The organism is Candidatus Pelagibacter sp. Uisw_113 (assembly GCF_047717815.1).
Classification (GTDB): domain Bacteria; phylum Pseudomonadota; class Alphaproteobacteria; order Pelagibacterales; family Pelagibacteraceae; genus Pelagibacter.
Genome location: NZ_CP159809.1, coordinates 193,077 through 219,082 on the forward strand (window position 1 = coordinate 193,077; position 26,006 = coordinate 219,082).

Below are 26,006 nucleotides of genomic sequence, written 5' to 3' on the forward strand. Positions count from 1 at the left end.
TTAAATGGTAATAAGAAAATTTCCTTTGGACAAATTGAAATTCTTACACGAACTTCTATCAAAAAAATTGATCTTAAGGATATAAAAAAATTACCTAAATTACTGAAAGAAAAAATTAATAAAGATCTTAAGACTATTGTTAAAAAAAATAAAAATTTTTCAAGTTTAAATTTTAATAAAATTCCTAATATAATGGGTATATTAAATTTAACACCAGATAGTTTTTCTGATGGGGGCAAATTTAATAAAAAGAAAAAAGGAATATCTCATGCAAAGAATTTATTTAAATCTGGAGCGGACATTATTGATGTTGGTGGAGAGTCAACAAGACCTGGATCTAAACCTGTAAGTAAAAAAGAAGAATGGGATAGAATAAAAGAAATATTAAAAGATGTTAATAAAAAAATTCCACTATCATTAGATACAAGAAAATCAGAAATCATGAACAAGGGGATTCAGTTAGGAGTTAAGCTTATAAATGATGTGTCGGGGCTAAGTTATGACTCTAAAACAGTTGAGGTATTGAAAAAAAGTAGAACTCCATTTGTAATTCAACATTCACAAGGTACACCAGAAAAAATGCAAAAAAATCCTAAATATGAAAATGAATTATTAGATATTTATGATTTCTTTGAACAAAAGATTAAATTTTTAATATCCATAGGTATAAAACATAATAATATCATGATCGATCCAGGTATTGGCTTTGGAAAAAATTTGAAACATAATATGAATTTAATTAGGGGTGTTTCTATTTTTCATACTCTCGGTTTTCCTATATTACTTGGACTTTCTAGAAAAAAATTTATTAAGGATTTATCTGGAAAAAATGATAGCAAGAAGAGGTTAGGTGGAACAGTAGCCTCTTCCCTGTATGCAATAATGCAAGGAGTTCAAGTTCTAAGAATTCATGATGTGAATGAATTAACACAAAGTATAAAGGTATTTAAGGAATTAATAAAAAACTGATGGTAAAAAAATATTTTGGAACAGATGGAGTAAGAGGTGCTGTTAATAGTAAATATATTAATGGAGAAATGTTTTTTAAATTTGGTCTTGCAACAGGGACTTACTTTAAAACTCAAAAAAAAAAGAAACAAATAGCAATAATTGCCAAAGATACGAGACTATCAGGGTATAGCTTAGAACCTGCGCTAGTATCAGGACTTACATCTGCTGGCATGCACGTTTATACATTAGGCCCACTCCCAACCAATGGTTTAGCGATGTTAACAAAACTAATGAAAGCAAACATGGGAATTATGATTACAGCATCACATAATCCATATCATGACAATGGGTTAAAGTTATTTGGACCTGATGGGTTAAAACTGTCAAATAAAATTGAAAATAAAATTGAAACTTTAATTGATCAAAAGATTGAAAAATCTTTATCACAACCAAAGAAATTAGGTCGGGTTAAAAGGTTAGAAACTGGAAATAAAGATTATATAAAAATTTTAAAAAAAAATTTTCCAAAAGATTTTAATCTTAGGGGTTTAAGAGTAGTTATTGATTGCGCAAATGGTGCTGGATACAAAGCTGGACCTGAATTACTAAAATCTTTAGGTGCCAAAGTATTTTCAATTGGGATAAATCCTAATGGGCTTAATATTAATAAAAATTGTGGCTCTACGTTTCCAAATAAAATTAAATTTGCAGTAAAAAAATATAAAGCGCACATAGGAATCTCTCTTGATGGAGATGCTGATAGAATTATTATGTGTGATGAAAAAGGCATTATAATTGATGGAGATCAAATAATTGCTGCAATAGCAATTAGATGGAAAAGAAAAAAAATGTTACGAGGAGGAGTAGTTGGCACCTTAATGTCTAACCATGGATTAGAAAAATTTTTTAAACTAAATAATATAAAATTTTTAAGATCAGATGTGGGAGATCGTTTTGTAAAAGAAAAAATGCAAAAAAATAATTTTAATTTAGGTGGTGAGCAATCTGGACATATTATTCTAGGTAAATTTGCAACTACGGGAGATGGCTTGCTAGTTGCTTTAGAAGTTTTATTTTCATTAAGAAAAGGAAAAAAAGCTAGTAGTTTTTTTAATATCTTTAAGAAAACTCCACAAATATTGAAAAATATTAACGTTCAAGACAGAAATATAATTAAAAATATCAATATTAAGAATTCTATAAAATTAGCAAAAAAATTAATTAAAGGACAGGGTAGAATATTAGTTAGAAGCTCAGGGACTGAATCTAAAATCAGAGTAATGGGAGAGAGTGATAATAGTAGATTGATTCAAAAATGTTTGAAAATTGTATTAAAAAAAATTAAATAAATTGAAACCAAAATCTAAAATATTAGTTATTGCTGGATCAGATTCATCTGGTGGTGCTGGTATTCAAGCTGATATTAAAACTATCACTGCTTTAGGTTCGTATGCAATGACAGCAATAACAGCTGTCACAATCCAAAATACAACAGGTGTGAAATCAATAGTACCAATTGATCCAAAAGAAATTTCAAATCAAATAGAATTTACCTCAAAAGACATTAAACCTGATGCTGTAAAAATTGGAATGTTACATTCTACAAAAGTAATAAAATCAGTAATTTATTCATTAAATCTTATTAAAGTTAAAAAGATAATTTTAGATCCTGTTATGGTTGCTAAAGGTGGTGCAAAACTTATTGATGATAAAGCAGTTCAATTATTAAAAAATGAACTAATTAAAAAAGTTAGTTTAATAACACCTAATATTCCAGAGGCTGAAATATTAACTAAAACTAAAATAAGAACAAAAGAAGATATGATTTATGCTGCCAGTATATTAATTAAATTAGGAGCAAAAAATGTTTTTATAAAAGGTGGTCATTTAGAATCTAAAATTGTCCAAGATATTTTTGTTAATAAAAATGAAATTTTCATTATAAAAAATAAAAGAATTACAACCAGGAATACACATGGCACAGGTTGCACCCTTTCTTCTGCTATTTCTACATTCTTTTCATGTGGAAAAACCTTAAAGAGATCTTGTGAGCTCGCAACTATGTATGTACACAATTCAATAAATTCAAACCTTAAATTTGGTAAAGGTCATGGACCTATCAACCATTTAAGTTCAGTAACAGTAGAAAAAAAATTTAGATAATGAAAAATGTTGTAGTTGTTGGATCTCAATGGGGCGATGAAGGAAAAGGTAAAATAGTTGACTGGCTATCAGACCAAGCAGATGTTGTTATCCGTTTTCAAGGAGGACACAATGCTGGACACACATTAGTAATAGATGGAATAACTTATAAACTAAGACTACTTCCTTCTGGAATTGTAAGAAAAAATAAAATTTCTATTATAGGAAATGGAGTCGTTGTTGATCCTTGGGCACTATTAGAAGAAATAGAGGAAATTAAATCTAAGGGTGTTGAGGTTAATGTAGATAATTTTATAATTTCAGAATCTGCAAATCTTATTTTGCCATTTCATAGAGAGATGGATGAAATAAGAGAAGATGCTGCTGGAAAAGGAAAAATTGGAACAACAAGAAGAGGAATTGGACCAGCCTATGAAGATAAAGTGGGAAGAAGATCAATCCGTGTTATGGATTTAAGATCTGAGACCAATCTAGACCACAGGTTAGAAACAGTACTTCTTCATCATAATGCAATTAGAAAAGGGTTGGGTAAAAAAATTTTTGAAAAAGATAAACTTAAAGAAGAACTTTTAAAGATTGCTCCAGAAATATTAAAGTTTTCTCAACCTGTTTGGCTTAGAATTGATGAATTCAAAAAACAAAAAAAAAGAATATTATTTGAAGGTGCGCAAGGAATACTACTTGATGTAGATCATGGAACGTACCCTTTTGTAACCTCATCCAATACTGTTGCATCTGCTGCTGCTACAGGAACGGGTTGTGGTCCTAACTCCATTCATTATGTTCTTGGAATAACAAAAGCCTATACTACCAGAGTTGGTGAAGGACCTTTTCCAACTGAGTTAACAGATGATATTGGAGAATTGCTTGGTTCTAGAGGAAAAGAATTTGGTACTGTCACTAGTAGAAAAAGAAGATGTGGTTGGTTTGATGGTGTTTTGGTTAGACAAACAATTAAAATTTCAGGCATAGATGGAATAGCGTTAACTAAATTAGATGTGTTAGATGAATTTGATGAAATTAAAATGTGTGTTGAATATGAACTTGATGGAAAGAAAATGGATTACCTACCAGCTGCTGTTGAGGATCAGATAAAGATTAAACCCATTTATAAAACTTTCCCTGGCTGGAAAAGTTCTACCCAAGGAATAAAAAATATTGAAGCCTTACCAGAAAATGCCAAAAATTATATCTACGCATTAGAAGATTTTATTGGGACAAAAGTTTCAAGTATTTCAACAAGCCCTGAACGAGAAGATACAATTCTTTTAGAGAATCCTTTTGAAGTTTAGTTTACTGGAAGTAAGTTTTTAGATTTAGCAGATAGCAACATGTGTTTTTGAAGCTTTTCAAATGCTTTGTTTTCAATTTGTCTAACTCTCTCTCTGCTAATTTCGTATTTTTTGCTTAGATCTTCAAGTGTTGTAGGCTCATCATTTAATCTTCTAGAGTATAAAATCTCTCTTTCTCTCTCATTGAGAATTTTTAAAGAATCTTTAAGTAAGCTTTGTCTTTGACCCATTTCTTCTTGATGTGCAAATTTAAGATCATGGTCTAGTTCTTTATCTACCAACCAGTCTTGCCATTCATCACCATCCTCTCCAACTTGAGCATTTAAAGAAAACTCTTTACCTGAAAGTCTTCTGTTCATTGAAATGACTTCATCTTTTCTAACATCTAATTTGTTGGCAATTTTATCTACATGTTCAGGTCTTAAGTCACCTTCAGACTGAGGAGCGATTTGATTTTTAATTTTCTTTAAATTAAAAAATAATTTTTTTTGTGCAGTTGTTGTTCCTATTTTTACCAAACTCCAAGATCTTAGAATGTATTCTTGGATAGAAGCTCTAATCCACCACATTGCATAGGTTGCCAATCTAAATCCTTTCTCAGGTTCAAATTTTTTAACAGCTTGCATTAACCCTACATTTCCTTCTGAAATCATTTCGTTTACTGGAAGACCATATCCTCTATAACCCATCGCAATTTTTGCAACGAGTCTAAGGTGGCTAGTAACAAGTTTTTCTGCAGCTTTAACATTACCTGTTGCCTTCCAATTTTTTGCTAGCATATATTCCTCTTCTGCTGCCAACATAGGAAATTTTTTGATCTGCTCAAGATACGCAGTCAGACCACCTTCATTAGAAAGTGCTGGAAGATTACTATTCATTGTAGTGCTCATAAGTTATATTTATTTAATTAACTATAGTATTATTTCAAGGTTTTATTTGCCAGTATTTCTAAGTAATATTAAAATATTTTCAAGTTCTTGTGGCAAAATTGAGTTAAAAATCATCTCTTTATTAGTTCTGGGGTGAATAAACCCCAATGTTTGTGCATGCAGAAATTGTCTATTTAATTTATAAATTAGATTTTCTAAACTAGTATCAATATTTTTAAGTTTTTTATATTTTTTTTTATATTTGCCATCACCCATAATACTATTACCCATATGTGTCATGTGAACTCTAATTTGATGTGTTCTTCCAGTTTCCAATCTACATTCGACTAAGCTTAATGTGGGTGTTTTATCATTTTCAAAAACCTCAATTGTTTGGTAATTAGTAATTGCTCTTTTGCCTTTAGAACTACTAACTTCCATCATCTGTCTATTTTTTGAGCTTCTAGTTATAAACGTATCGATTTGTCCAGATGAAGGTCTAAGTTTCCCCCAAATTAAAAGTTGATAAACCCTTGTAATAGTATGCTCACTAAATTGATGTGATAAATTTTCGTGTGTCTCATTATTTTTAGCAATAACTATTAATCCTGATGTATCTTTGTCAATCCTATGAACTATACCTGGTCTTAACTCATCACCTATTGTTGATAACGAGTCTTTGTTATAATGCATTAAGGCGTTAACAATTGTTTCATCATAATTTCCTGCACCTGGGTGCATAATTATGCCAGCAGGTTTATCAATTATTAATAAATCATCATCTTCATAAGCAATGTTTAATTTAAAATCATAAGGTTTTAAAGATGCTTCTTTTGGTTCTGGAATCTGAAGGTTTATTTTATCACCAGTAGAAACTTTTTTTGAAGGACTATGAATGATTAGGTCATTTAATTTTAATTTTTCTCTCAGAATTAAATTTTTAACTCTAGTTCTACTAAGTAATTTTTCTCTTTTATTGACGAACACATCGAGTCTAAGATTATTTTCATCTACGTTGACTTTAAAGTTAATGTTTTTTTCCATAAAATGTAATATTAATACTATATGCGCTTGTAGCTCAACTGGATAGAGTGCCTGACTTCGAATCAGGAGGTTCTAGGTTCGACTCCTAGCAGGCGCACCAAAAAAGACAAATTTAATTGTGTTTTAAAGTATAATAATTTTATTATTAGTTTTTTTAGGAACAATTTGTAATAATTTTTTGTTATCAAATAAACATCCATCATAACCATCTTTTTTATTAAATTTTAGTTAGATCAAAATTATATGGCAAACTAAATAGATTAAGTTTAGTTATACTTATAATAAATAATATTAATAAAATATGTTAATAAGTTATATATTAAGCAATATTAAAATACATAGTTACAATGAAAAATAATGTTTTTAAAGTATTTATATTATTAGGTCTTTCTTTAATTTTAATAAAAAATTTTGATTTATTTAGGAAAGGTTATGTTGTTTTAACAAGAGATTACGATCGAAGGTTCATCGAATCTTACGAAAAAAATCAGTTTTCAGGATTCTGTTACAAAGAATCCCACGGATATGTTCATTATATTAAAGAAAAATATAAAGATAAAATCTCACCAGAAATTATTAATTTAGGAAGCAAAAGCAAAAAATTGCCATATTGGATATTTTATAATTTACATGGAAAAATTAATAAAAATAAATTAATTTTACTTAATTATGATCAATCAAAAATCAGTTTAATAAAAAATTTTATTGTAATTGATAATTATAATAATCAATGCCTATATTTAGAGAGAAAAAATGGAAATAGTTAATATTTTTTATCTATTTTTAGTTTTTATAATTTTTTTTTCAATTAATTTACCAATCTCAATTTCAAAATTAGATAACAACTTTACTTATATAGATCAGCTTTCTTTCAACATAATTATTCAAAGCAACATAATACTATTTATGTCTTTTTTGAATGTACCTCTTAAAATTATATTAATAGTATATTTTGCTTATTTGTTAGTTTGTTTTTTTTTTCAATTTAAAGATTTTACTAAGATTAAGTTGTCTGCAATTAAAGAAAATTATTATTATTCTTTTATTTTAGTAATTTGTTTGTTTATTTTTTTAGATATCTCCTATTCACTAACTTTAGATTGGGACGCACAAAAATTTTGGTTTCCTAAAGTTTTAAACTTTTATAATAACGAAACTATAGATAGTCTATCAAGCGCTCCAGAACCGCAGTATCCATTCTTTGGAAGTTTACTATGGGCACTCTTTTGGAAAATTAGTTTTTTCTCCCAGGAATATACAGGCAGATTAATTTATGCTTTCTTATATTGTGTTTCTTTAGCAAGTTTAACGGAGACGCTAAAATTATCTAATAATTTTAAAATAATTTTTTTTACTATTCTGATTTTGCTTTCATACAAATATATTTACTTTTCTGGAAGCCAAGATTTGTTAATTTTCTGCTTAATATCGATTACAGCAAAAATTTTTTATGAGGTGATTGGTAATAATAAAAAAATATCTATTTATCAATTTATTTTTTTACTTATGATTTGTAATTCTTTGATATGGACAAAACAAGAGGGTGTAGTTTATGCTTTTATAATAAGCTTTACTTTACTTTTCTCTCTTAAAACTGACCTACTTAAAAGAATAACTTTTATAGGATTTATTATTCTCTTATTTGGTATACGGATATTAATTTATAAAATTTATAATTTTGATATTAGTATAAATAATTGTTGTTGGAATGATTTATCTTTTACTTCTTTAATTCAAAGATTTAGCTTTGAAAGAATAATAACAATTATAACTTTTTTTATATTTGGCTTTTTAAAAAATTCCTTTTTTCTTTTGGGTTTGTTTTTTTTAATTACTTCTTTGCTTACTAAAAAAATTTTTAAACATGATATCTATATTTATTTTTTTTATATAATGAGTTATGGGTTTATATTTTTTGCATATATTGGTAGCAATATAGAACTTGTCTGGATGCTTAAAACTGGATTGGATAGGCTTATTTTTTCAGCCTCACCATTATATATTTTATTTGTTGTGAAGTATATTAACGCACATGATTTAAACATTTAACATCAATTTACAGTATCCATTGTTAGTGTATAATTATAGAGTTAAATAAGTTAATTTCACAATAAACAAGATATTTAAAATTTTGATGCTCTATTTAATCTGTCATTTATAGCTTTACCCAATCCTTTGTCTGGAATTTTTTCTACAGCTATTGATTTATAGCCTTTATTTTTAATAGTTCTTAAGCAAGAATATAAATTTTTTGCAGTCTCTCTCAAATTATTATTTTTACTTAAGTAATAATAGTTACTTAATTGCAATTTTCTTTTTTTGATTAGAACGTAGGCTTGGTTTTTTTTTGGATTTGTTACGTTCATTTCCAATGGAATTCCCGGAGAATAATGTAGGCGTGATTGACCTGGTGTAATTTTTTTTTTGCTATTTATTTTAATACTTACTTTAAACCCTAAACTTTTTTGAATTTTAGAAACATCTAAACCACCTAATCTCAGTATAGATGGTCTGCCTATAAGGTTAACTATTGTAGATTCTATTCCAATAGCGCATGCACCTCCGTCTAAAATATATTTAATTTTATTACCAAATTCTTCTTTAACATCTTTTGCTTTAACAGCGCTTACTTTTGTTGTGATATTAGCACTGGGCGCAGCTAATGGATAATCTAACTGTTTTAGTAAATTTTTAAATATTGTGTGTTTTGGAAATCTTACTGCTAAACTGTTCTTATTATTGGTAACATATTTAGAAATCTTAGAATCTTTCCTTAATTGTAATATGTATGTTATTGGGCCAGGAGAGAATTTTTTATAAAGTTTAGTAAAATTATCATTTATTAGGCAATCTTTTTTAAGAGAATCGATATCATGATAATGTACGATTAAAGGGTTATTTTTTGGTCTTTTTTTTAAATTAAAAATCTTTTTTACTGCTGAATTCTTGTATGCATTAGCTGCTAGACCATAAACCGTTTCAGTAGGTATGCCAATACAGTAATTTTTATTAAGGTATTTTTTTGCTTTTTTGATATTTGATTGATTGGATTTCATGTATTAATAATTATTATTATATGAAAGATAAAAATTTACCACCTGATAATAACACACAGTCTCTTGAGGAGCTAACAAAAGAAGCAAATAATATTATTGAAGCTTTAGAGTCAGAAAAAGACTTACAGAATTCAATTGATTCATACCAGCAGTTATTAAAATTAAATAATACTATTGAAAAAAAATTCCATAAAACTTCAAAAATGATCAATGAAGAAACAAAAAAAAAAATTAACAATATAAGTTCAAAAAAAAATGCAAAATAAACTTGCTAGAATAGCAAAAGATACAAACTTATTTTTAAAGCGATTTATTAAAGGACAAAAAAGAACAGAATTAGTTGCAGCCATGGAGTATGGCTTATTTCCAGGTGGAAAAAAAATTAGATCAAAAATTTTAATTGATATAGGAGCTATATTTAAAATTAATTATAAAACATTAATTTCTATTGGTGCTGCAGTTGAGTGCATTCACGCTTATTCATTAATACATGATGATTTACCTTGTATGGATGATGATAAAATACGAAGAGGAAAAATTTCTACACACATTAAATTTGGAGAATCAACAGCGGTACTTGCGGGAAACTCACTTTTAACAATGGCTTTTGAAATCTTGGTTAGTTCGAACTTAAAGATAAATGAAAAAATAAAAGTAGATCTAGTAAAAAAACTATCTAAGTCTTCTGGACATTTAGGAATAGCTGGTGGACAGTATTTAGATCTTAGTTTTGAAAAAAAAAAAGTTTCTAAAAGTAAAATTATAGAGATGGAAATAAAAAAAACTGGTAAGCTTTTTAGCTTTTGTTGTGCTGTTCCAGTTATTATTAAGAGAAAAAATAATAAACAAATAAAGTTTTTTGAAAATATAGGGTCCAATATTGGACTTTTATTTCAAATTGCTGACGATTTAATAGATTTTAAAGGTTCTACAGCCATTGCTGGTAAAATAACAGGCAAAGACAATAAAAAAGGTAAAGCTACTTTAATCAGTTTACTAGGATATCAAAATGCTATTAAATATGCTGACAAAATTAAGTCTAAAATAATTAAAGATTTAAATAAATATTGTTCAAACACTAATAGTTTAAATGAAACCTTAGACTACATTCTAAAAAGAAATAAATGATGCAAGACTACAAATTTTTAAAAGATATTAATTTTCCTTCTGATTTAAGAAAATTATCTGAGAATGATCTTCAAGAGGTTTCTAATGAGGTTAGAAAAGAGATGCTTGATGCGGTATCTGAAACGGGAGGACATTTAGGTGCAGGTCTTGGGGTTGTTGAGCTAACTGTTGCCTTGCATTACGTATTTGACACTCCAAATGATAGGCTGATTTGGGATGTGGGTCATCAAACTTATCCACATAAAATTTTGACTGGAAGAAAGTCAAAAATTAAAACTTTGAGACAAGGTAATGGATTGTCTGGTTTTACAAAAAGATCTGAGAGTGAGTATGATCCATTTGGTGCAGCACATAGCTCAACATCAATATCATCTGCTCTAGGTATGGCCGAAGCAAGCAAATTATCTAACAAATTAAACAATATAATTGCAGTCATAGGAGATGGTGCAATTAGTGCAGGTATGGCATATGAGGCAATGAATAACGCAGGTGCTTCAAAAACTAAAATGATTGTTATCTTAAATGACAACGATATGTCGATTGCAAAACCAGTAGGTGCTATGAGAACCTATTTAGCTAAACTTCTAACAGGAAAAATTTATTTTAGTTTAAGAGAAACTTTTAAATTAATAGCTTCTGCTTTTTCCAAAAGATTTAGTGCAAAAGCTGGAAAAGCTGAGGATTTTTTAAGATCAGCTGTAACTGGTGGTACTCTTTTTAATTCTTTAGGTTTTTATTATGTTGGTCCAATAGATGGACATGATTTGTCCACACTCATACCAATTCTAAAAAATGCAAGAGACTCAAAACATCAAGGCCCAATAATGATTCATGTAAAAACTAAAAAAGGTAAAGGCTATTCTTATGCTGAAAAAGCTTTTGATCATTATCATGGTGTTTCAAAATTTAATGTTGTAACTGGTGAACAGGTGAAAAGTGGAACAAACCTTCCAGCTTATACAAAAGTTTTTGCAAATACCTTAGTTAAACATGCAGAAAGAGACAGTAAAGTCGTAGGAGTTACTGCTGCTATGCCAGGAGGAACAGGTATGGATATTTTTGCTAAAGATTTTCCAAAAAGAATGTTTGATGTTGGAATTGCTGAACAGCATGGAGTGACTTTTGCCGCAGGACTAGCAACAGAAGGTTATAAACCATATGTTGCAATTTATTCGACTTTTTTACAAAGAGCTTATGATCAAGTAGTTCATGATGTCGCTATCCAAAGTTTACCTGTGAGATTTATAATAGATAGAGCAGGCTTGGTAGGTGCTGATGGATCAACTCACGCTGGTTCATTTGATATTACTTATCTTTCTACACTCCCTAATTTTATAGTAATGGCACCAAGCGATGAGTCAGAATTAGTTAAAATGATAAATACATCTATGATTATTAACAACAAACCTTGCGCTATTAGATACCCAAGAGGCAATGGCATTGGAACGGAATTACCATCTATAGATGAAAAAATAAAAATAGGAAAAGGAAGGATTATTCAAGAAGGAAAACAGGTTTGTATTTTAAGTATAGGAACTAGATTGGAAGAATGCAAAATCGCAGCTGCAGAATTAAAAAATAAAGGAATTGAATCAACGATAGTTGACGCACGGTTTGCTAAACCTTTAGATCAAGAGCTTATTTTAAAGTGTGCGAGAGAACATGAGGTAATGATTACTGTAGAAGAGGGTTCTATTGGAGGTTTTGGCTCTCATGTAGAAAATCTATTATCAGAAAAAGGTATATTTGATAAAGGTTTAAAATTTAGAACCATGATACTGCCTGATATTTTTATTGAACAAGATAGTCCAAAAAAAATGTATGATGTTGCTGGTCTTAATGCATCTCAAATATCAAAAAAAATACTAGATATTTTATCTACAAAAGAGTCAATAAAAGTAGTTAAAAATTAAATTTAAAGAAATTAGCTACACTGAGCTTTGTTCATTAGATAATGGTCTAATAAAACACAATTCATCATTGCTTCTCCCACTGGTACTGCACGAATGCCAACACAAGGGTCATGCCGACCTTTAACAGAAATTGTAGTATTTTTTCCAAACTTATCTATAGTTTTTCTAGTTGTTAAAATCGATGAAGTTGGTTTAACAGCAAATGAAACAACAATTTCTTGTCCCGTTGAAATACCACCAAGAATTCCACCAGCATTATTGGAATCAAATTTTAATTTTTTACCTTTTTGTGAAATTTCATCTGAGTTTTGTTCTCCACTTAATTGCGCAGAGTTCATTCCAGAACCAATGTTAACACCTTTAACAGCGTTAATACTCATCATTGCAGAAGCAATATCCATATCTAATTTAGAATAAATTGGAGCACCTAAGCCAACAGGAATTCCTCTAGCTCTTACCTCAATAATTGCACCACAAGATGATCCAGATTTTCTTATATCTAGCAAATATTTTTCCCAAATTTTTAGCATATTTTTATCAGGACAAAAAAAGGGATTTTTATTAATTGTTAGATCGTTCCATTTGCTAGTATCACATCCCAATATTCCCAGTTGAGTAACAGCACCTACAACTTTAAATTTTTTACCTAATTTATTCTCTAAAACTTTTTTAGCAATTGCACCTGCAGCAACTCTTGCAGCTGTTTCTCTTGCAGAGGATCTTCCACCACCACGGTAATCTCTTATTCCATATTTCTTAAAGTACGTAAAATCAGCATGCCCAGGTCTAAATTTATCTTTGATATTTCCATAATCTTTTGATCTCATATCTTGATTGTAAATAATTAAAGAAATAGGCGTTCCAGTCGTTTTGCCTTCAAATACACCTGATAAAATTTGTACTTTATCATCTTCTTTTCTCTGTGTTGTAAATTTTGATTGTCCTGGTTTTCTTTTATCTAGCTCAACTTGAATATCTTGCTCTTTTAAGTTTATATTAGGTGGGCAACCATCAACGACACAACCTAATGCTGGGCCATGAGATTCTCCCCATGTTGTGAAACGAAATTGCTTTCCAAAAGTGTTAAATGACATTATCTATAGTATATAGATTATTTTGTTAAAATTATGAATCAAAAAAACTCATTAGGCCTTAATAAATGCTTTTTAGATAAAATAGATCCAATAGATTTATTTGAAGTTTGGATGAATGAGGCAAAAAAAACAGAATTAAATGATCCAAATGCACTAGCTTTAGCCACGTCAGATCAAAATAATTCTCCATCAATTAGAATGGTCTTATTAAAAGACTTTAACAAAGATGGATTTGTTTTTTATACCAATCTAAATAGTCAAAAAGGAAATGAATTAAAAAATAACCCGAAAGCATCAATGTGCTTTCATTGGAAAAGCCTTCTAAGACAAGTAAGAATTAATGGAATGGTACAAAAAGTTTCTAATGAAGTGGCAGATAAATATTATAACAGTAGAGGTTATGAGAGCAGAATTGGAGCATGGGCCTCAAAACAAAGCACTATATTAAATAATAGAGATGAGCTTTTAAATTCAATAGAAGAATATAAAAAAAAATATAGCAATAAAAATGATGTTCCAAGACCAGAGTATTGGTCAGGTTGGAATTTCATACCTACGAGTATAGAATTTTGGTTAGATGGAGATAGTAGAATTCACGAAAGACTAAAATATACTAAAGATAAAGAGGGTAACTGGGCTAAATCTTTATTAAGTCCTTAAAAGGTTCTTTGTAGACTAAATGAAGTAAGACTTTCTAAAATCTTTTTTTCTTCACTATCTTTAAATACAGTTAAAGAATTTGATGCAAGATTAATAAAATGTTCAGCTTTTTTGTAGCATTCATTAATTATATTGTATTTTTTAATAAGCTCTAAAGTAAAATTTAAATCTTCATTTGACCTTGTTTCTTGTTTAAAAATATTTTTTAATTTATCTTTTTCTATTGATGATACATTTTGAAATAATAAAATGACAGGTAACGTAATTTTACCTTCAAGAAAATCTTTACCAATTTTTTTACCAAAAAATTTTAGATCAGAATTGTAATCCAAAGTGTCATCAGCAATTTGAAATGTTAAGCCTAAGTTTTTTCCATAAAACTCTAGTGCTTCTTTTTCTTTTGTTTCTTTATTGGATAAAATTGCACCAACTTTAGTTGCAGCAGAGAAAAGTTCAGCTGTTTTTGCTGTAATAATTTTAAAATAGGTTTCCTCTAACATATCAACTTCACCCTTATGCTGTAGTTGTAATACTTCTCCTTGAGCAATTTTTGATGAAGTTGAAGATAAAAGTTTTAAAACTTCAATGTTTCCATCTTCGACCATCATCTCAAAACATCTACTTAAAAGATAGTCTCCAATTAATACAGAGGAGTGATTTCCCCAAATTGAATTTAATGTTTCTTTACCTCTTCTAATAACTCCAAGATCAATGACATCATCATGCATTAAAGTAGCCCCGTGTATCATTTCTACACATGCTGCTAAATTAATATCTCGACCTCCTTTAGTGTAGCCACACAACTTAGCAGATCCAAGAGTTAATAAAGCTCTTAATCTTTTCCCGCCCGTGTCAATATGATATTCAGTCATTTTTTGAACCAGATCAACTTCACTCAGGAGTTTTGATTTAATCTTTTCTTCAACTAAAACTAATTTTTCATCAACTGAATCTTTTAGTTGATAATATGAATTATTTATTTGGTTTCTTAGCTGAACTACAGTTCCCATAAAAAATAAGTTAGTATAATTAAGTTATATTTATTACTTATCAATTGACGCACCTTAATCTTCAACTATAAGTAGGCTTTATATTAAATCAAAAATTCTGTAAGGATTAACAATGTTCTCTTTTTTTAAAAAGAAAAAAATAATAGCTCATATTAAGCTAAATGGTGTGATTGGAAATGCTGGAAAGTTTAAACAAGGCATAGATTTTGCAGGGCAAGAAGAGATTATAGAAAAGGCTTTTTCACTAAAAAAAGCTAAAGCAGTGGCAATTACAATCAATTCACCAGGTGGATCGCCCGTACAATCACATTTAATCTATAAATTTATTCGAGCTCAAGCTAAGAAAAACAAAATAAAAGTAATAGTATTTGCAGAAGATGTTGCAGCTTCTGGTGGATACTTAATAGCTTGTGCAGGTGATGAGATATATGCAAATTCAAGCTCAATTATTGGATCTATAGGAGTTATTTATTCATCATTTGGATTTACAGAATTGATTAAAAAAATCGGTGTTGAAAGAAGAGTTCATACTGCAGGGAAAAATAAAAGTTCACTAGATCCATTTCAAGAAGAAAAGTCAGAAGATATTGAGAGACTTAAGAACATTCAATTAGACCTACATAAAGACTTTATTAAAGTTGTAGAAGAAAGCAGAGGATCTAAACTTAAAAAAGATGGTATTGAATTATTCTCAGGAGAGTTTTGGGCAGGCAGCAAATCAAAAGAGCTAGGTTTGATTGATGGATTGGGTAATGCTAATGAAATTTTAAAAGAAAAATTTGGTGAAGACGTTGTTATTAAAAAATTTGAAAAATCTAAAGGTTGGTTAAGTAAAAAACTTTCATCTTCTAGTAATCAAATGGATCAACTAGCAAATATTTTAGAGGAAAGATCTATCTGGCAAAGATATGGCTTCTAAAGAAAAAATTATAAAACCTAAATTTCAATCATTTCAAGATACTATTTTGAATCTTCAAAAATATTGGGGTAAACATGGCTGTATTATACTTCAACCTTATGATATTGAGGTAGGGGCTGGAACTTTTCATCCTGCTACAACCTTAAGATCTCTAGGGCCTAAGCCATGGAAGGCAGCCTATGTTCAGCCATCAAGAAGACCTACTGATGGAAGGTATGGAGAGAATCCAAATAGATTGCAACATTATTATCAATTTCAAGTTTTAATAAAACCGTCACCAGACAATATCAAAAAACTTTATTTAAATAGTTTGGCTGTAATTGGTATTAATCATAAAGAACATGACATTAGATTTGTTGAAGATGATTGGGAAAGTCCAACTTTAGGTGCGGCAGGTTTAGGATGGGAAGTTTGGTGTGATGGAATGGAAATTACTCAATTTACATATTTCCAACAAATGGCTGGATTTGAATGCAAGCCTGTTTCAGTTGAAATTACATATGGTCTTGAAAGAATTTGTATGTTTACTCAACAAATGAAAAATGTTTATGATCTATTATGGAATGATGAAGGTGTAAAATATGGGGATGTGTTTCTTCAAGCAGAAAAAGAGTTCTCTGCATATAATTTTGTACACGCTAATACAGATAATCTGTTCAAAATGTTTGATATGTTTGAGCTTGAAGCAAAAGCATTAGTAGAAAAAAAAATTTCACTACCTGCATATGATCAGTGTTTAAAAGCAAGCCATGTATTTAATATTTTGGATGCAAGAGGAGTTATAAGTGTTGCTCAAAGAGCAGGTTATATAGGCCGTATTAGAGATATTACAAAAGCAGTTGCCGAAAGTTGGTTGAGCAGTCAAACAGATTAATGTCAGAATTTTTTTTAGAGCTGTTCAGTGAGGAAATACCAGCTGGTTTACAGCGTAACTCACGTAATACTTTATTAGAAAATTTTCAAAATTTATTTGAAGAAAAAAAAATTTCATTTAAAAAAAGCTCTTCATTTTCAACACCAAATCGTCTTATAATTTTATTTGAGGGTCTATCTAAGGAAATAACACAAAAAGCTGAAGAAATAAAAGGACCAAATGTTAATGCACAAGAAAAAGCTATAGAGGGTTTTTTAAGATCAAATCAAATAGATAAAAAAGATCTCCTTAAAAAAAAGATAGAAAAAGGAGAATTCTATTTTTTCAATAAATCATCAAATAAAATTAATACCATAGATTTACTTCAAAAATATACACCTCTAATCCTTGATAAATTACAATGGAAAAAATCCATGGTTTGGGGAAACTATAATCTTAGTTGGGCAAGACCGCTAAAATCTATTTTAGCAGTTTTTGATGATAAAAGTCTAGATTTTAAATTTCATCATTTAATATCTTCTAACACAACATTTACCGATAAAGAGTTTGAAGATAAAAAGAAAATATTTAAAAATTTTAAAAGTTATAAAGATTTCTTCAATCAATCAGGAATAATTATAGATCACGTACTAAGAAAAGAATTTATTATTAAAGAAATTGAAAAAATATCTAATAAAAACAATTTTATTGTTGAGTCAAATAATAAACTTTTAGATGAAGTCACAGATATAGTTGAGCAACCGAATATTATTATATGTAAATTTGATCAGAAATTTTTGAATATTCCAAAAGAAATTTTGATAATTACAATGCAATATCACCAAAAATATTTTCCAACATTTAACAAAAAAAGAAAAATTACCAATGAATTTTTAGTTGTGGCAAATAACAATGATGAAAAAGGTTATATCAAACTGGGTAACGAAAGAGTTGTAGAAGCAAGATTGAGTGATGCACAATTTTTTTGGGAGAAAAATAAATCTCAAAATTTAGTTAAACAAGTTTCAAGATTAAAAAGTATGAATTATTTTAAAGGTCTTGGATCTTATTTTGACAAGATTCAAAGAATGAGAAAACTTGGAGGAATGATCTCTGATGAACTATTGATTAGTAAAGATCAAGTTGAACTATCAGCATCAATTTGTAAAGTTGATTTAGTTTCTGATATAGTTGGTGAATTTCCTGAGCTTCAAGGAATTATGGGTGGACATTTTGCTGAAGTACAAGGTTTTGATAAAGAAATAGCTTTAGCTGTAAGTGAACATTATCTACCAACTGGACTTAATAGTAAGACACCAAAAAAACCATTTAGTATTGCTCTAGCTTTAACTGATAAAATTGACACTTTAGTTGGGTTTTTTGGGATCAATCAAAAACCAACAAGCTCAAAAGATCCTTATGCACTGAGGAGATCAGCATTAGGAGTTATAAAACTATTAATTGATAATAATAAAGAATTTAAAATTAAAGATCTTATTAGTTATTCTACTTCACTTCATAAAAACCAAGGTTTTAATTTTTCAAACGATTCATCTCAAAAAGAATTGTCTGATTTTTTAATGGACAGATTAAAATATTATATGAAAGAGAAAAAAATTAGAGCAGAGGTAATAGATGCCAGTATAAAAGCGCATGGAATAGACCACCTGAATAAAATATATAAAAAAGCTTCAACACTTAATGAACTAATTAACAAAGCAATAGGAGGAGATATTATTACAAGTTACAAGAGAGCCTCTAGTATACTTGATAGTGAGTTGAAAAATACAAATCTTGAACTATCAAATACAACCGACCCTGGTATTTTTAAAAATGACTATGAAAAAAATCTATTTAAAAAGATCAATGAAATAAGAAAATATTTTGCTAATATTGGTAAAGATGAAAACTATAAGGAAACGCTTGAAATTCTAGCTGGTGCTAAAAAAGTAACCTCAGAGTTTTTTGATAATGTTAAGGTCAATGATGATGATAAAAATATTAAAAAAAACAGATTGGAACTTTTACAAATGTTATGTAGAACATTCGACAATTACATAAATTTTTCAAATATAGAAATCAAATAGTGAATAACTTAATTTTAAATTTTAAATCAAAAGATTCTAAAAAAATTAAAAATCCAAAAAATTTTTTAGGTGGAAAAGGTGCAAACCTTTCTGAAATGGGTAGAATGGGACTCCCAGTTCCTCCTGGTTTTACAATTTCAACAAAAGTTTGTGAATTATTTTACAAAGATAAGAAAAAACTAAATTCAAAATTAGTTAGTACTATAAAAAAAGAACTAAAAATTATTGAAAAAGAAGTTGGAAAAAAATTTGGTGATTTAAAAAATCCTTTACTGTTATCTGTAAGATCTGGTGCAAGAGTTTCAATGCCAGGAATGATGGATACAATTTTAAATTTAGGTTTAAACGATAAGACTGTTATTGCACTTTCAAAAAAAACTTCTAATAGCAGATTTGCAAATGATAGTTACAGAAGATTTATTCAGATGTATGGTAATGTTGTAATGGGTGTTGAAGGTTATCACTTTGAAGAATTAATTGAAAATTACAAACTAACTAAAGGTGTTCTTTTAGACACAGACCTTGATGCAGATGATTGGGAGGGATTAATTAATGATTTTAAAAAAGTTATTAAAGATCAAACCAATAAAGAATTTCCTCAGAATGTGTATGATCAATTATTAGGTGCTATTCGTGCTGTATTTTTATCCTGGGAAAGTAACAGAGCAAATGTTTATAGAAAATTAAATCAAATTCCTGCTGAATGGGGAACTGCAGTTAACGTTCAATCAATGGTATTTGGTAATATGGGTAATGATTGTGCTACTGGTGTTGTCTTTACAAGAAATCCATCAGATGGTGTTAATGAAGTATATGGTGAATACCTAATTAATGCTCAAGGAGAAGATGTGGTGGCAGGAACAAGAACTCCTCAGTACATCACAAAAAAAGCAAGAAAAGATGCAAAAGCAAAAGAAGCTTCGATGGAAGAGGCTATGCCAAAAGTATTTAAACAATTGGATAAGATTTTAAAAATTTTAGAAAAACACTACAAAGATATGCAAGATGTAGAATTTACAGTTGAAAATAATAAATTGTGGATGCTACAAACAAGGTCTGGAAAAAGAACCTCAAAGTCAGCTGTTAGAATTGCAGTTGATATGGTTAAGGAAAAACTGATTTCTCAAAAAGAAGCAGTAATGAGAATAGATCCTGCTTCTTTAGATACATTGTTACATCCTACACTGGATGAAAAAAGTACACCAAACGTTATTGCAAAAGGCCTGCCAGCTTCTCCAGGTGCTGCAAGTGGTAAAGTTGTTTTCACATCAGAAGAAGCAGAAAGATTAAATAATGTTATGCAGGATACTATTTTAGTACGTGTTGAAACCTCACCTGAAGATATTCATGGAATGCATGCTGCTAAAGGAATTTTGACAGCAAGAGGTGGGATGACTAGTCATGCTGCGGTGGTTGCAAGAGGCATGGGAAGACCATGTGTTTCTGGCTCTAGTGAGATTGATATAAACTATGACGCAAAAACTTTTAAAACATCTTCTGTCGAAATTAAAGAAGGAGATATTATTACAATTGATGGGTCAACAGGAAGAATTATTCTAGGAGAAGTGCCAACAGTTAAACCTGAAATCTCAGGAGATTTTTCTAAATTGATGAGCTGGGCGGACAATTTTAGAAAATTAAAAGTAAGAACTAACTCGGAAACACCATTAGACACAAAAACTGCAAGAGACTTTGGTGCTGAAGGTATAGGGCTTTGTAGAACAGAGCATATGTTTTTTGATGAAGAAAGAATTTTATCTTTCAGAGAAATGATTTTATCAAAAACAGTAGAAGACAGAAACAAAGCACTAGAAAAGCTTTTACCACACCAAAAAAAAGATTTTATTCAAATATTTAAAATTATGAATGGCCTTCCTGTAACAGTGAGATTGTTAGATCCACCATTACATGAGTTTCTTCCAAAAACAGAAAAAGAAATTAATGATGTGGCAAAAGTTGTGGGTTTACCATTAAAAGAAATTGAGTCTCGAATTAATGAGTTGCATGAGCAAAACCCAATGTTAGGTCATAGAGGTTGTAGATTGGGAATTTCATTTCCAGAAATTTATGAAATGCAATGTAGAGCAATCTTTGAAGCTTTATCTGAACTTAAGATAAAAAAAATTAAGTTGGCATTTCCAGAGATCATGATTCCTCTAGTATCAACCGAAGCTGAGATTAGAATAATGAAAGATTTAGTAGTGAGAGTTGCAAAAGAAGTTCAAAAAGATAAAAAAATTAAAGTAGATTATTTAGTTGGTACAATGATCGAATTGCCAAGAGCAGCAATTAAAGCTGATGATATAGCTAAACATGCGGAGTTCTTTAGTTTTGGAACTAATGACTTAACTCAAACAACATTTGGTTTAAGTAGAGACGATAGTGGTAAATTTTTAAATGATTATCTTGATAATAAGATTTTTTCTATAGACCCATTTATCTCTATAGATGATGGAGTAGGTGATTTAATAGAAATTGCAGTTGAAAAAGGAAGAAAAACAAATAAAAAAATTAAACTTGGAATTTGTGGAGAGCATGGTGGAGACCCTAAAAGTATTCACTTTTGTGCAAATGCAGGTTTAGATTACGTTTCTTGCTCACCATATAGAGTTCCAATAGCAAGATTAGCTGCTGCACAAGCAGAGTTGTCCAAAAAAAATTAAATTTCTAATTTAAAATCTATGGCAGGCACGCTATGAGTGATGCTACCAATGGAAATTCTATCAACACCAGTTGCTGCAATTTTTTTAACTGATTTTAGGGTTACATTTCCAGAAGCTTCAGTTTTGTAATATTTTTTGGCTATTTTAACACCTGCCCTAAGTGTTTTATTGTCCATATTATCAAACAAAACAGTATTAAATTTCAAACCCATTATTTTTTTGAGCTGATTTAAATTATCAACTTCTACTGTAATTTTTCTTCTTTTTTTATTTTTGATTGCAAGAGACACTAAAGTTTTAATATCTGAACTTGCTATGTGATTGTCTTTAATTAGAAATTCATCACTTAGGTTAAATCTATGGTTTGTACCTCCTCCTAACTTAACCGCATACTTTTGTATTACCCTTAAGGTTGGAATTGTTTTTCTTGTACAACAAATTTTACTTTTTTTATTAACTAACTTAACAAATTGACTAGTTTTAGTGGCAATTCCAGAGATATGGCTCATAAAATTTAAAGCAACTCTTTCGCCAATTAAAATATTTTCAGCCTTACCTTTAATTGTAGCTATTACATCATTCTTATTAATTAAAGAGCCTTCTTTTTTTTTAATAATAAATTTAATCTTACTATCTATTAATTTAAATGTTTGTTTTGCAAATTCTAAACCAGCTATCACAGCTTGTTGGTTGGAAATTAATTTAACTTTTATTATCTTACTATTTTTAACTAAGTTTGAAGTAATATCACCAGAAGGGTACAGATCTTCATTTAAAGCAAGCTTTACAACATTCTTGATATAGTAATTACTTAATTTAATTTGAGACACTTTTATTATCTGCCGATCGCAACCATTCTTTCAACAGGAATTCTTGCTTTTTCTATTGTCTCTTTATCCATTATGATTTCACCAGTTTCATTTTCTAGGCAATCTAAAATTTTTGGTAATGTAATTTTTTTCATATGAGGACAAAGGTTACACGGTCTGATAAATTCTACATTTGGGTTTTCTACTTGAATATTATCGCTCATTGAACATTCAGTAACCATCATAACTTTTTTAGGTTGATTGTCCTTAACATATTTAATCATCCCACCAGTTGATCCAGCAAAGTCACTTGCTTTAATTACATCAGGTGGACATTCTGGATGAGCTATTATTTTAATACCAGGATTTTTTGCTCTAATATCATGTATTTCTTTTTCGGTGAACTGGTCATGAACCATACAAATACCTTTCCAAGCGATAATTTCAACTTCAGTTTGAGAGGCAACATATTTTGCTAAGTAATCATCAGGTAGAAAAATAACCTTTTTAACACCAAGGGATTCTACAATTTTAACTGCATTAGCAGATGTGCAGCAAATATCTGTTTCAGCTTTCACATCTGCAGAAGTATTTACATATGAGACAACAGGCACACCTGGATATTTTTCTTTTAATAATCTTACATCTTTACCTGTAATTGACGATGATAAAGAACAACCAGCAGTCATATCAGGAAGTAAAACTTTTTTTTCAGGACTCATTAACTTAGATGTTTCGGCCATGAAGTGAACTCCTGCCATTACAATAATATCAGCCTCAGTTTTTGAAGCCTCAATTGCAAGAGCTAACGAGTCGGCTGCAACATCCGCAATACCGTGATAAATTTCTGGAGTTTGATAATTGTGAGCAAGTATAATTGCATTTTTTTCTTTTTTTAATTGATTAATTCTATGAATATAAGGAGCATGAACTGACCATTCAATCTCAGGCATAACTTTTGAGATTTTTTGATAAATTGGATCAGTTGCTTTTTTTATCTCTTGTGTAAATTCCATTCTGAAACTTATCAATCAGTGAATACTTTGTCATTTTAAAATTGGTCGCAGAACTAAATAGAAATGATTGCTAAGGGGCGTTCTGTTACCCGGTGCCCCAGACCGTGCTTCTATAATTAACCTAAGTTAATTATGCAGCAATAGCGTAACTTTCGTTAGCATTTAAAGTTTAGCCCGTTACGGTGGAACAATCCCGAACGAAAGAATAGCCTTTAGTCACCCGTCGATCCTGTTTCACCCCCATAAGTTGTAATGGTGGAGGTGGTGGGTACTGCCCCCACGTCCGTAATGGTTATTACGAAATTCGTTTATCGTCGTAGTTGGCAAGCCAACACAGACAATATAAAAATAATTTAAGTTAATTCAAGAAATATTTTATTTAACTAATATTTAGTTAACAGACCCATTAAAAGTTTGTGCTGATATCTCCAGTTTCCCAGTATATTAAAAGAAATAGCACACTCATACGTGCATGTACAATTAGTTTTACTTATAAAATTTTTGATATCCTTATTTTTTTCACTATTCCAAACTTTTAAAAAATCAAAATCATTTTCCCTTAGGTCACCAACCAGTTTATCCTCAAGTATTTCGCAAGGGTAAACTTTACCATCTGCAGTAATTACACCAAATAATGATGAAGCATGGCATGGACTAAGGTAAGAATTATTCTTATATATTTTTTTTACCATTTCCCATGAAATCTCATCTTTTTTATTATGAATTTTACCTTGTAAAGAATTATTATAATTTTTAATTTTACCACTCTTCTTTAATTTTTTAATTGCATCTGTTAGCCAAGTATATGCACTAAGCATGGCGTCTTTTTTTTCTTTAGGCATTTTATAAACTCCCTCATCTCTAACAATACAGCATTTTATGGAATCAATATTGCACTCATTTACAAAATAATTAAAAATAGTTTCTATATTAGAACAATTTTCTTCTGAAACAGTAATATTTACAGAAGCTTTAATCTTATCATTATTTAAATCATTAAGATCATTATAAGTCTTCAAACAACTTTCAAATAAATTTTTAATTTTTCTAACTGCGTTATGTTTTTCTGGTAAATCATCAATTGATATTTGAAAATTTAATTCAATATCAGAATTGTAATCATTAATTTCCTTAGCAAAATTTAATATTCGATCAGGTAAACTTGCATTTGTTGTTATATAAATCGATTGAATAGTTGTATTATCTATGTAGGTTTTTGCTATTTCCACAATATCTTTTCTTGCAAAGGGTTCTCCACCAGTGAAATTAACATTTAATAACGTATCACCCATATTTTTTGTAAGCTTTTTAATTTCTTTTAAATTTAGCTCTCCAGCAAAAGTTTTCGGATTATCAAAATCTATGAAGCAAAAAGAACATCTTGCGTTACATCGGTTTGTTAAAAAATGGATAAGGCTTACAGGAGTTTTTTTCTTAATTAGAATGTTGTTTATAACCGTTCCAATTTTTGCTTTTTTAAAAATCATCTTTATGTTTGTGTATAGAGTCCTTTAAATGTTTTATCTTTTAAAAAAATTCTAGCTATGAGTCCAACTCCTGGCATTAAAAAACTTATAATTGAAAGCTTTAAACTTTTAAAAAAATTATTTTTATAATTAATTTTTAAACTATTTATAATTATTAAAAGAAACAAGGATGTTATACCACTTAAATAAATTAATTTGAACATCTCATTAAAAAACATAACTGGAAAACATAAGCAAAACAACAAAGGAAAACTACCTGCTAGTAGCATGATACTCTCTTTACAAGGATAATTTATAGAATACCAAAGCCCTGTGGAACCATAAATGAACCTTTGTCTTGAAAAATTTTTAAAATTTCTATCCATATGAAAAACTGAAATTTTTGGATTAAACAAAATTTTATAACCCAATTTATCTAAATTGACGTTTAGAGAAATTTCTTCACCAGAATAAAACCTTTGGTCCATACCTTTAGCTTTTCTATATAACGAAGTTTTAACTATAAAATTACAGCTAGGTAAAAATTTTAAGTAATGTTTTTTAGTTTTATGAGATTTTAATTTGGGATTTAATGTAACGACAGAGTATTTCCTAGATCTTGCTACTAGAATTTTTTCTATATCATTAGTTTTGGGAGATAGATTAGGGCCTCCTGTGGCTGCAATCTTTTTATTATTTAGTATTTTTAAACTTTCATTTAACCAATAAGAATTAGGATAAGCATCGCTATCAATTAAACATATCAAGTTAGTCTTAACATGTTTTGCACCCAGGTTTCTTTTAAAGCCAATTGTTTTATTACCTGAAGTTAAAATTTTAATATTTTTATCAAATTTTATTTTTGAATACTCATCTAAGACTAAAATTATTTTGATATTTTTGTAAAATTTTCTAATTTTACTTATACAATTTTTTAAATTACCATCAAAAACTTTTGAAGGTATTATAATTGTAATTTTTTTTTCAACTTCATTTTTTATCATAAGAGAAAA

General features: G+C 29.2%; 23 protein-coding genes, 1 tRNA gene and 1 other RNA gene. 15 read left to right on the forward strand and 10 right to left on the reverse strand.

Annotated features, from left to right (window positions below):
- The first annotated feature begins 192 nt into the window (after positions 1-192).
- Genes folP through ABXT39_RS01015 form a run of 4 tightly spaced genes read left to right on the forward strand, consistent with a single transcriptional unit; the run spans position 193 to position 4,406 of the window.
- On the forward strand, positions 193-969 hold the full coding sequence (gene folP / locus ABXT39_RS01000) for a dihydropteroate synthase (RefSeq protein ID WP_415295330.1): 777 nt from the start codon (positions 193-195) through the stop codon (positions 967-969).
- Positions 969-2,300 (forward strand): phosphoglucosamine mutase, encoded by a 1,332-nt coding sequence (gene glmM / locus ABXT39_RS01005; protein ID WP_415295331.1) that lies wholly within the window; start codon positions 969-971, stop codon positions 2,298-2,300. Before folP ends, glmM begins: the two co-directional genes overlap by 1 nt.
- A 1-nt stretch (position 2,301) precedes the next feature.
- Positions 2,302-3,114, forward strand: coding sequence for a bifunctional hydroxymethylpyrimidine kinase/phosphomethylpyrimidine kinase (thiD, locus tag ABXT39_RS01010; RefSeq protein ID WP_415295333.1), 813 nt, complete (start codon positions 2,302-2,304; stop codon positions 3,112-3,114).
- Complete coding sequence (locus tag ABXT39_RS01015) at positions 3,114-4,406, forward strand: adenylosuccinate synthase (RefSeq protein ID WP_415295335.1); 1,293 nt, start codon at positions 3,114-3,116, stop codon at positions 4,404-4,406. The genes thiD and ABXT39_RS01015 overlap by 1 nt, the downstream gene beginning before the upstream one ends.
- Here the strand turns inward: ABXT39_RS01015 and rpoH are convergent.
- Positions 4,403-5,284, reverse strand: a complete 882-nt coding sequence (gene rpoH / locus ABXT39_RS01020; RefSeq protein WP_415295337.1) for an RNA polymerase sigma factor RpoH — start codon at positions 5,282-5,284, stop codon at positions 4,403-4,405. The genes ABXT39_RS01015 and rpoH overlap by 4 nt on opposite strands.
- Before the next feature lie 54 nt (positions 5,285-5,338).
- The gene (locus tag ABXT39_RS01025; RefSeq protein ID WP_415295339.1) at positions 5,339-6,319 is read right to left on the reverse strand and encodes an RluA family pseudouridine synthase; all 981 of its coding nucleotides are present in this window, start codon (positions 6,317-6,319) and stop codon (positions 5,339-5,341) included.
- Between the two features lie 23 nt (positions 6,320-6,342).
- Between ABXT39_RS01025 and ABXT39_RS01030 the strand changes: the two genes are divergently transcribed.
- The 3 genes from ABXT39_RS01030 to ABXT39_RS01040 all read left to right on the forward strand — a co-directional run bounded on the left by ABXT39_RS01030 (position 6,343) and on the right by ABXT39_RS01040 (position 8,368).
- Positions 6,343-6,419, forward strand: a tRNA-Arg gene (locus ABXT39_RS01030).
- Between the two features lie 247 nt (positions 6,420-6,666).
- Complete coding sequence (locus ABXT39_RS01035) at positions 6,667-7,086, forward strand: hypothetical protein (RefSeq protein ID WP_415295341.1); 420 nt, start codon at positions 6,667-6,669, stop codon at positions 7,084-7,086.
- Positions 7,073-8,368, forward strand: a complete 1,296-nt coding sequence (locus tag ABXT39_RS01040; protein WP_415295342.1) for a hypothetical protein — start codon at positions 7,073-7,075, stop codon at positions 8,366-8,368. Before ABXT39_RS01035 ends, ABXT39_RS01040 begins: the two co-directional genes overlap by 14 nt.
- A 74-nt stretch (positions 8,369-8,442) precedes the next feature.
- On the opposite strand, the gene ABXT39_RS01045 is transcribed toward ABXT39_RS01040, so the two are convergent.
- On the reverse strand, positions 8,443-9,375 hold the full coding sequence (locus tag ABXT39_RS01045) for an L-threonylcarbamoyladenylate synthase (protein ID WP_415295344.1): 933 nt from the start codon (positions 9,373-9,375) through the stop codon (positions 8,443-8,445).
- A 20-nt stretch (positions 9,376-9,395) separates the two neighbouring features.
- Here ABXT39_RS01045 and ABXT39_RS01050 point away from each other — a divergent pair, with 20 nt between their 5' ends.
- Genes ABXT39_RS01050 through dxs form a run of 3 tightly spaced genes read left to right on the forward strand, consistent with a single transcriptional unit; the run spans position 9,396 to position 12,416 of the window.
- Positions 9,396-9,641: an exonuclease VII small subunit gene (locus ABXT39_RS01050; RefSeq protein ID WP_415295346.1), complete on the forward strand. Its 246-nt coding sequence runs from the start codon at positions 9,396-9,398 to the stop codon at positions 9,639-9,641.
- On the forward strand, positions 9,631-10,503 hold the full coding sequence (locus tag ABXT39_RS01055; RefSeq protein WP_415295347.1) for a polyprenyl synthetase family protein: 873 nt from the start codon (positions 9,631-9,633) through the stop codon (positions 10,501-10,503). The genes ABXT39_RS01050 and ABXT39_RS01055 overlap by 11 nt, the downstream gene beginning before the upstream one ends.
- The gene (gene dxs, locus ABXT39_RS01060; protein ID WP_415295914.1) at positions 10,503-12,416 is read left to right on the forward strand and encodes a 1-deoxy-D-xylulose-5-phosphate synthase; all 1,914 of its coding nucleotides are present in this window, start codon (positions 10,503-10,505) and stop codon (positions 12,414-12,416) included. The genes ABXT39_RS01055 and dxs overlap by 1 nt, the downstream gene beginning before the upstream one ends.
- Positions 12,417-12,427: 11 nt before the next feature.
- Here dxs and aroC read toward each other — a convergent pair whose 3' ends face one another.
- Positions 12,428-13,510 carry a chorismate synthase gene (gene aroC / locus ABXT39_RS01065; RefSeq protein ID WP_415276011.1) on the reverse strand — a complete coding sequence of 361 codons (1,083 nt, stop codon included), beginning with the start codon at positions 13,508-13,510 and terminating at the stop codon, positions 12,428-12,430.
- Positions 13,511-13,543: 33 nt separating this feature from the next.
- On the opposite strand from aroC, the gene pdxH reads away from it, so the two are divergent.
- On the forward strand, positions 13,544-14,170 hold the full coding sequence (pdxH, locus tag ABXT39_RS01070; protein WP_415295349.1) for a pyridoxamine 5'-phosphate oxidase: 627 nt from the start codon (positions 13,544-13,546) through the stop codon (positions 14,168-14,170).
- On the opposite strand, the gene ABXT39_RS01075 is transcribed toward pdxH, so the two are convergent.
- Positions 14,167-15,180 (reverse strand): polyprenyl synthetase family protein, encoded by a 1,014-nt coding sequence (locus tag ABXT39_RS01075; protein ID WP_415295351.1) that lies wholly within the window; start codon positions 15,178-15,180, stop codon positions 14,167-14,169. The genes pdxH and ABXT39_RS01075 overlap by 4 nt on opposite strands.
- A gap of 112 nt (positions 15,181-15,292) precedes the next feature.
- Between ABXT39_RS01075 and ABXT39_RS01080 the strand changes: the two genes are divergently transcribed.
- Genes ABXT39_RS01080 through ppdK form a run of 4 tightly spaced genes read left to right on the forward strand, consistent with a single transcriptional unit; the run spans position 15,293 to position 21,702 of the window.
- The gene (locus ABXT39_RS01080) at positions 15,293-16,099 is read left to right on the forward strand and encodes a S49 family peptidase (RefSeq protein WP_271482881.1); all 807 of its coding nucleotides are present in this window, start codon (positions 15,293-15,295) and stop codon (positions 16,097-16,099) included.
- A complete protein-coding gene (locus tag ABXT39_RS01085; protein ID WP_415295353.1) occupies positions 16,089-16,973 on the forward strand; it encodes a glycine--tRNA ligase subunit alpha in 885 nt (294 codons plus the stop codon). Before ABXT39_RS01080 ends, ABXT39_RS01085 begins: the two co-directional genes overlap by 11 nt.
- Positions 16,973-19,039, forward strand: a complete 2,067-nt coding sequence (gene glyS / locus ABXT39_RS01090; RefSeq protein WP_415295355.1) for a glycine--tRNA ligase subunit beta — start codon at positions 16,973-16,975, stop codon at positions 19,037-19,039. The genes ABXT39_RS01085 and glyS overlap by 1 nt, the downstream gene beginning before the upstream one ends.
- A complete protein-coding gene (ppdK, locus tag ABXT39_RS01095; RefSeq protein ID WP_415295357.1) occupies positions 19,039-21,702 on the forward strand; it encodes a pyruvate, phosphate dikinase in 2,664 nt (887 codons plus the stop codon). Before glyS ends, ppdK begins: the two co-directional genes overlap by 1 nt.
- Here the strand turns inward: ppdK and nadC are convergent.
- From nadC to ABXT39_RS01120, 5 genes are all read right to left on the reverse strand, one after another.
- Entirely contained in the window at positions 21,699-22,532 is an 834-nt protein-coding gene (nadC, locus tag ABXT39_RS01100) for a carboxylating nicotinate-nucleotide diphosphorylase (protein ID WP_415295359.1), read from the reverse strand. The two genes, ppdK and nadC, sit on opposite strands and share 4 nt — an antisense overlap.
- A gap of 5 nt (positions 22,533-22,537) precedes the next feature.
- The gene (gene nadA / locus ABXT39_RS01105) at positions 22,538-23,527 is read right to left on the reverse strand and encodes a quinolinate synthase NadA (RefSeq protein WP_415295361.1); all 990 of its coding nucleotides are present in this window, start codon (positions 23,525-23,527) and stop codon (positions 22,538-22,540) included.
- Between the two features lie 71 nt (positions 23,528-23,598).
- Positions 23,599-23,898, reverse strand: a transfer-messenger RNA (tmRNA) gene (gene ssrA, locus ABXT39_RS01110).
- A 12-nt stretch (positions 23,899-23,910) separates the two neighbouring features.
- Complete coding sequence (locus ABXT39_RS01115) at positions 23,911-25,014, reverse strand: radical SAM protein (protein WP_415295363.1); 1,104 nt, start codon at positions 25,012-25,014, stop codon at positions 23,911-23,913.
- A gap of 2 nt (positions 25,015-25,016) precedes the next feature.
- A complete protein-coding gene (locus ABXT39_RS01120; RefSeq protein ID WP_415295364.1) occupies positions 25,017-25,997 on the reverse strand; it encodes a glycosyltransferase in 981 nt (326 codons plus the stop codon).
- Positions 25,998-26,006: the final 9 nt, after the last annotated feature.

Bases quoted from the DNA above. Each gene is read 5' to 3' on its own strand.
- ABXT39_RS01015 (WP_415295335.1), top strand. From the start codon at position 3,114: ATGAAAAATGTTGTAGTTGTTGGATCTCAATGGGGCGATGAAGGAAAA.
- glmM (WP_415295331.1), top strand. From the start codon at position 969: ATGGTAAAAAAATATTTTGGAACAGATGGAGTAAGAGGTGCTGTTAAT.
- ABXT39_RS01040 (WP_415295342.1), top strand. From the start codon at position 7,073: ATGGAAATAGTTAATATTTTTTATCTATTTTTAGTTTTTATAATTTTT.
- rpoH (WP_415295337.1), bottom strand. From the start codon at position 5,284: ATGAATAGTAATCTTCCAGCACTTTCTAATGAAGGTGGTCTGACTGCG.
- ABXT39_RS01050 (WP_415295346.1), top strand. From the start codon at position 9,396: ATGAAAGATAAAAATTTACCACCTGATAATAACACACAGTCTCTTGAG.
- ABXT39_RS01120 (WP_415295364.1), bottom strand. From the start codon at position 25,997: ATGATAAAAAATGAAGTTGAAAAAAAAATTACAATTATAATACCTTCA.
- aroC (WP_415276011.1), bottom strand. From the start codon at position 13,510: ATGTCATTTAACACTTTTGGAAAGCAATTTCGTTTCACAACATGGGGA.
- pdxH (WP_415295349.1), top strand. From the start codon at position 13,544: ATGAATCAAAAAAACTCATTAGGCCTTAATAAATGCTTTTTAGATAAA.
- ABXT39_RS01035 (WP_415295341.1), top strand. From the start codon at position 6,667: ATGAAAAATAATGTTTTTAAAGTATTTATATTATTAGGTCTTTCTTTA.
- ABXT39_RS01045 (WP_415295344.1), bottom strand. From the start codon at position 9,375: ATGAAATCCAATCAATCAAATATCAAAAAAGCAAAAAAATACCTTAAT.
- ABXT39_RS01115 (WP_415295363.1), bottom strand. From the start codon at position 25,014: ATGATTTTTAAAAAAGCAAAAATTGGAACGGTTATAAACAACATTCTA.
- dxs (WP_415295914.1), top strand. From the start codon at position 10,503: ATGCAAGACTACAAATTTTTAAAAGATATTAATTTTCCTTCTGATTTA.
- ABXT39_RS01085 (WP_415295353.1), top strand. From the start codon at position 16,089: ATGGCTTCTAAAGAAAAAATTATAAAACCTAAATTTCAATCATTTCAA.
- ABXT39_RS01055 (WP_415295347.1), top strand. From the start codon at position 9,631: ATGCAAAATAAACTTGCTAGAATAGCAAAAGATACAAACTTATTTTTA.
- glyS (WP_415295355.1), top strand. From the start codon at position 16,973: ATGTCAGAATTTTTTTTAGAGCTGTTCAGTGAGGAAATACCAGCTGGT.
- ABXT39_RS01025 (WP_415295339.1), bottom strand. From the start codon at position 6,319: ATGGAAAAAAACATTAACTTTAAAGTCAACGTAGATGAAAATAATCTT.
- ABXT39_RS01075 (WP_415295351.1), bottom strand. From the start codon at position 15,180: ATGGGAACTGTAGTTCAGCTAAGAAACCAAATAAATAATTCATATTAT.
- nadA (WP_415295361.1), bottom strand. From the start codon at position 23,527: ATGGAATTTACACAAGAGATAAAAAAAGCAACTGATCCAATTTATCAA.
- ABXT39_RS01080 (WP_271482881.1), top strand. From the start codon at position 15,293: ATGTTCTCTTTTTTTAAAAAGAAAAAAATAATAGCTCATATTAAGCTA.
- folP (WP_415295330.1), top strand. From the start codon at position 193: ATGGGTATATTAAATTTAACACCAGATAGTTTTTCTGATGGGGGCAAA.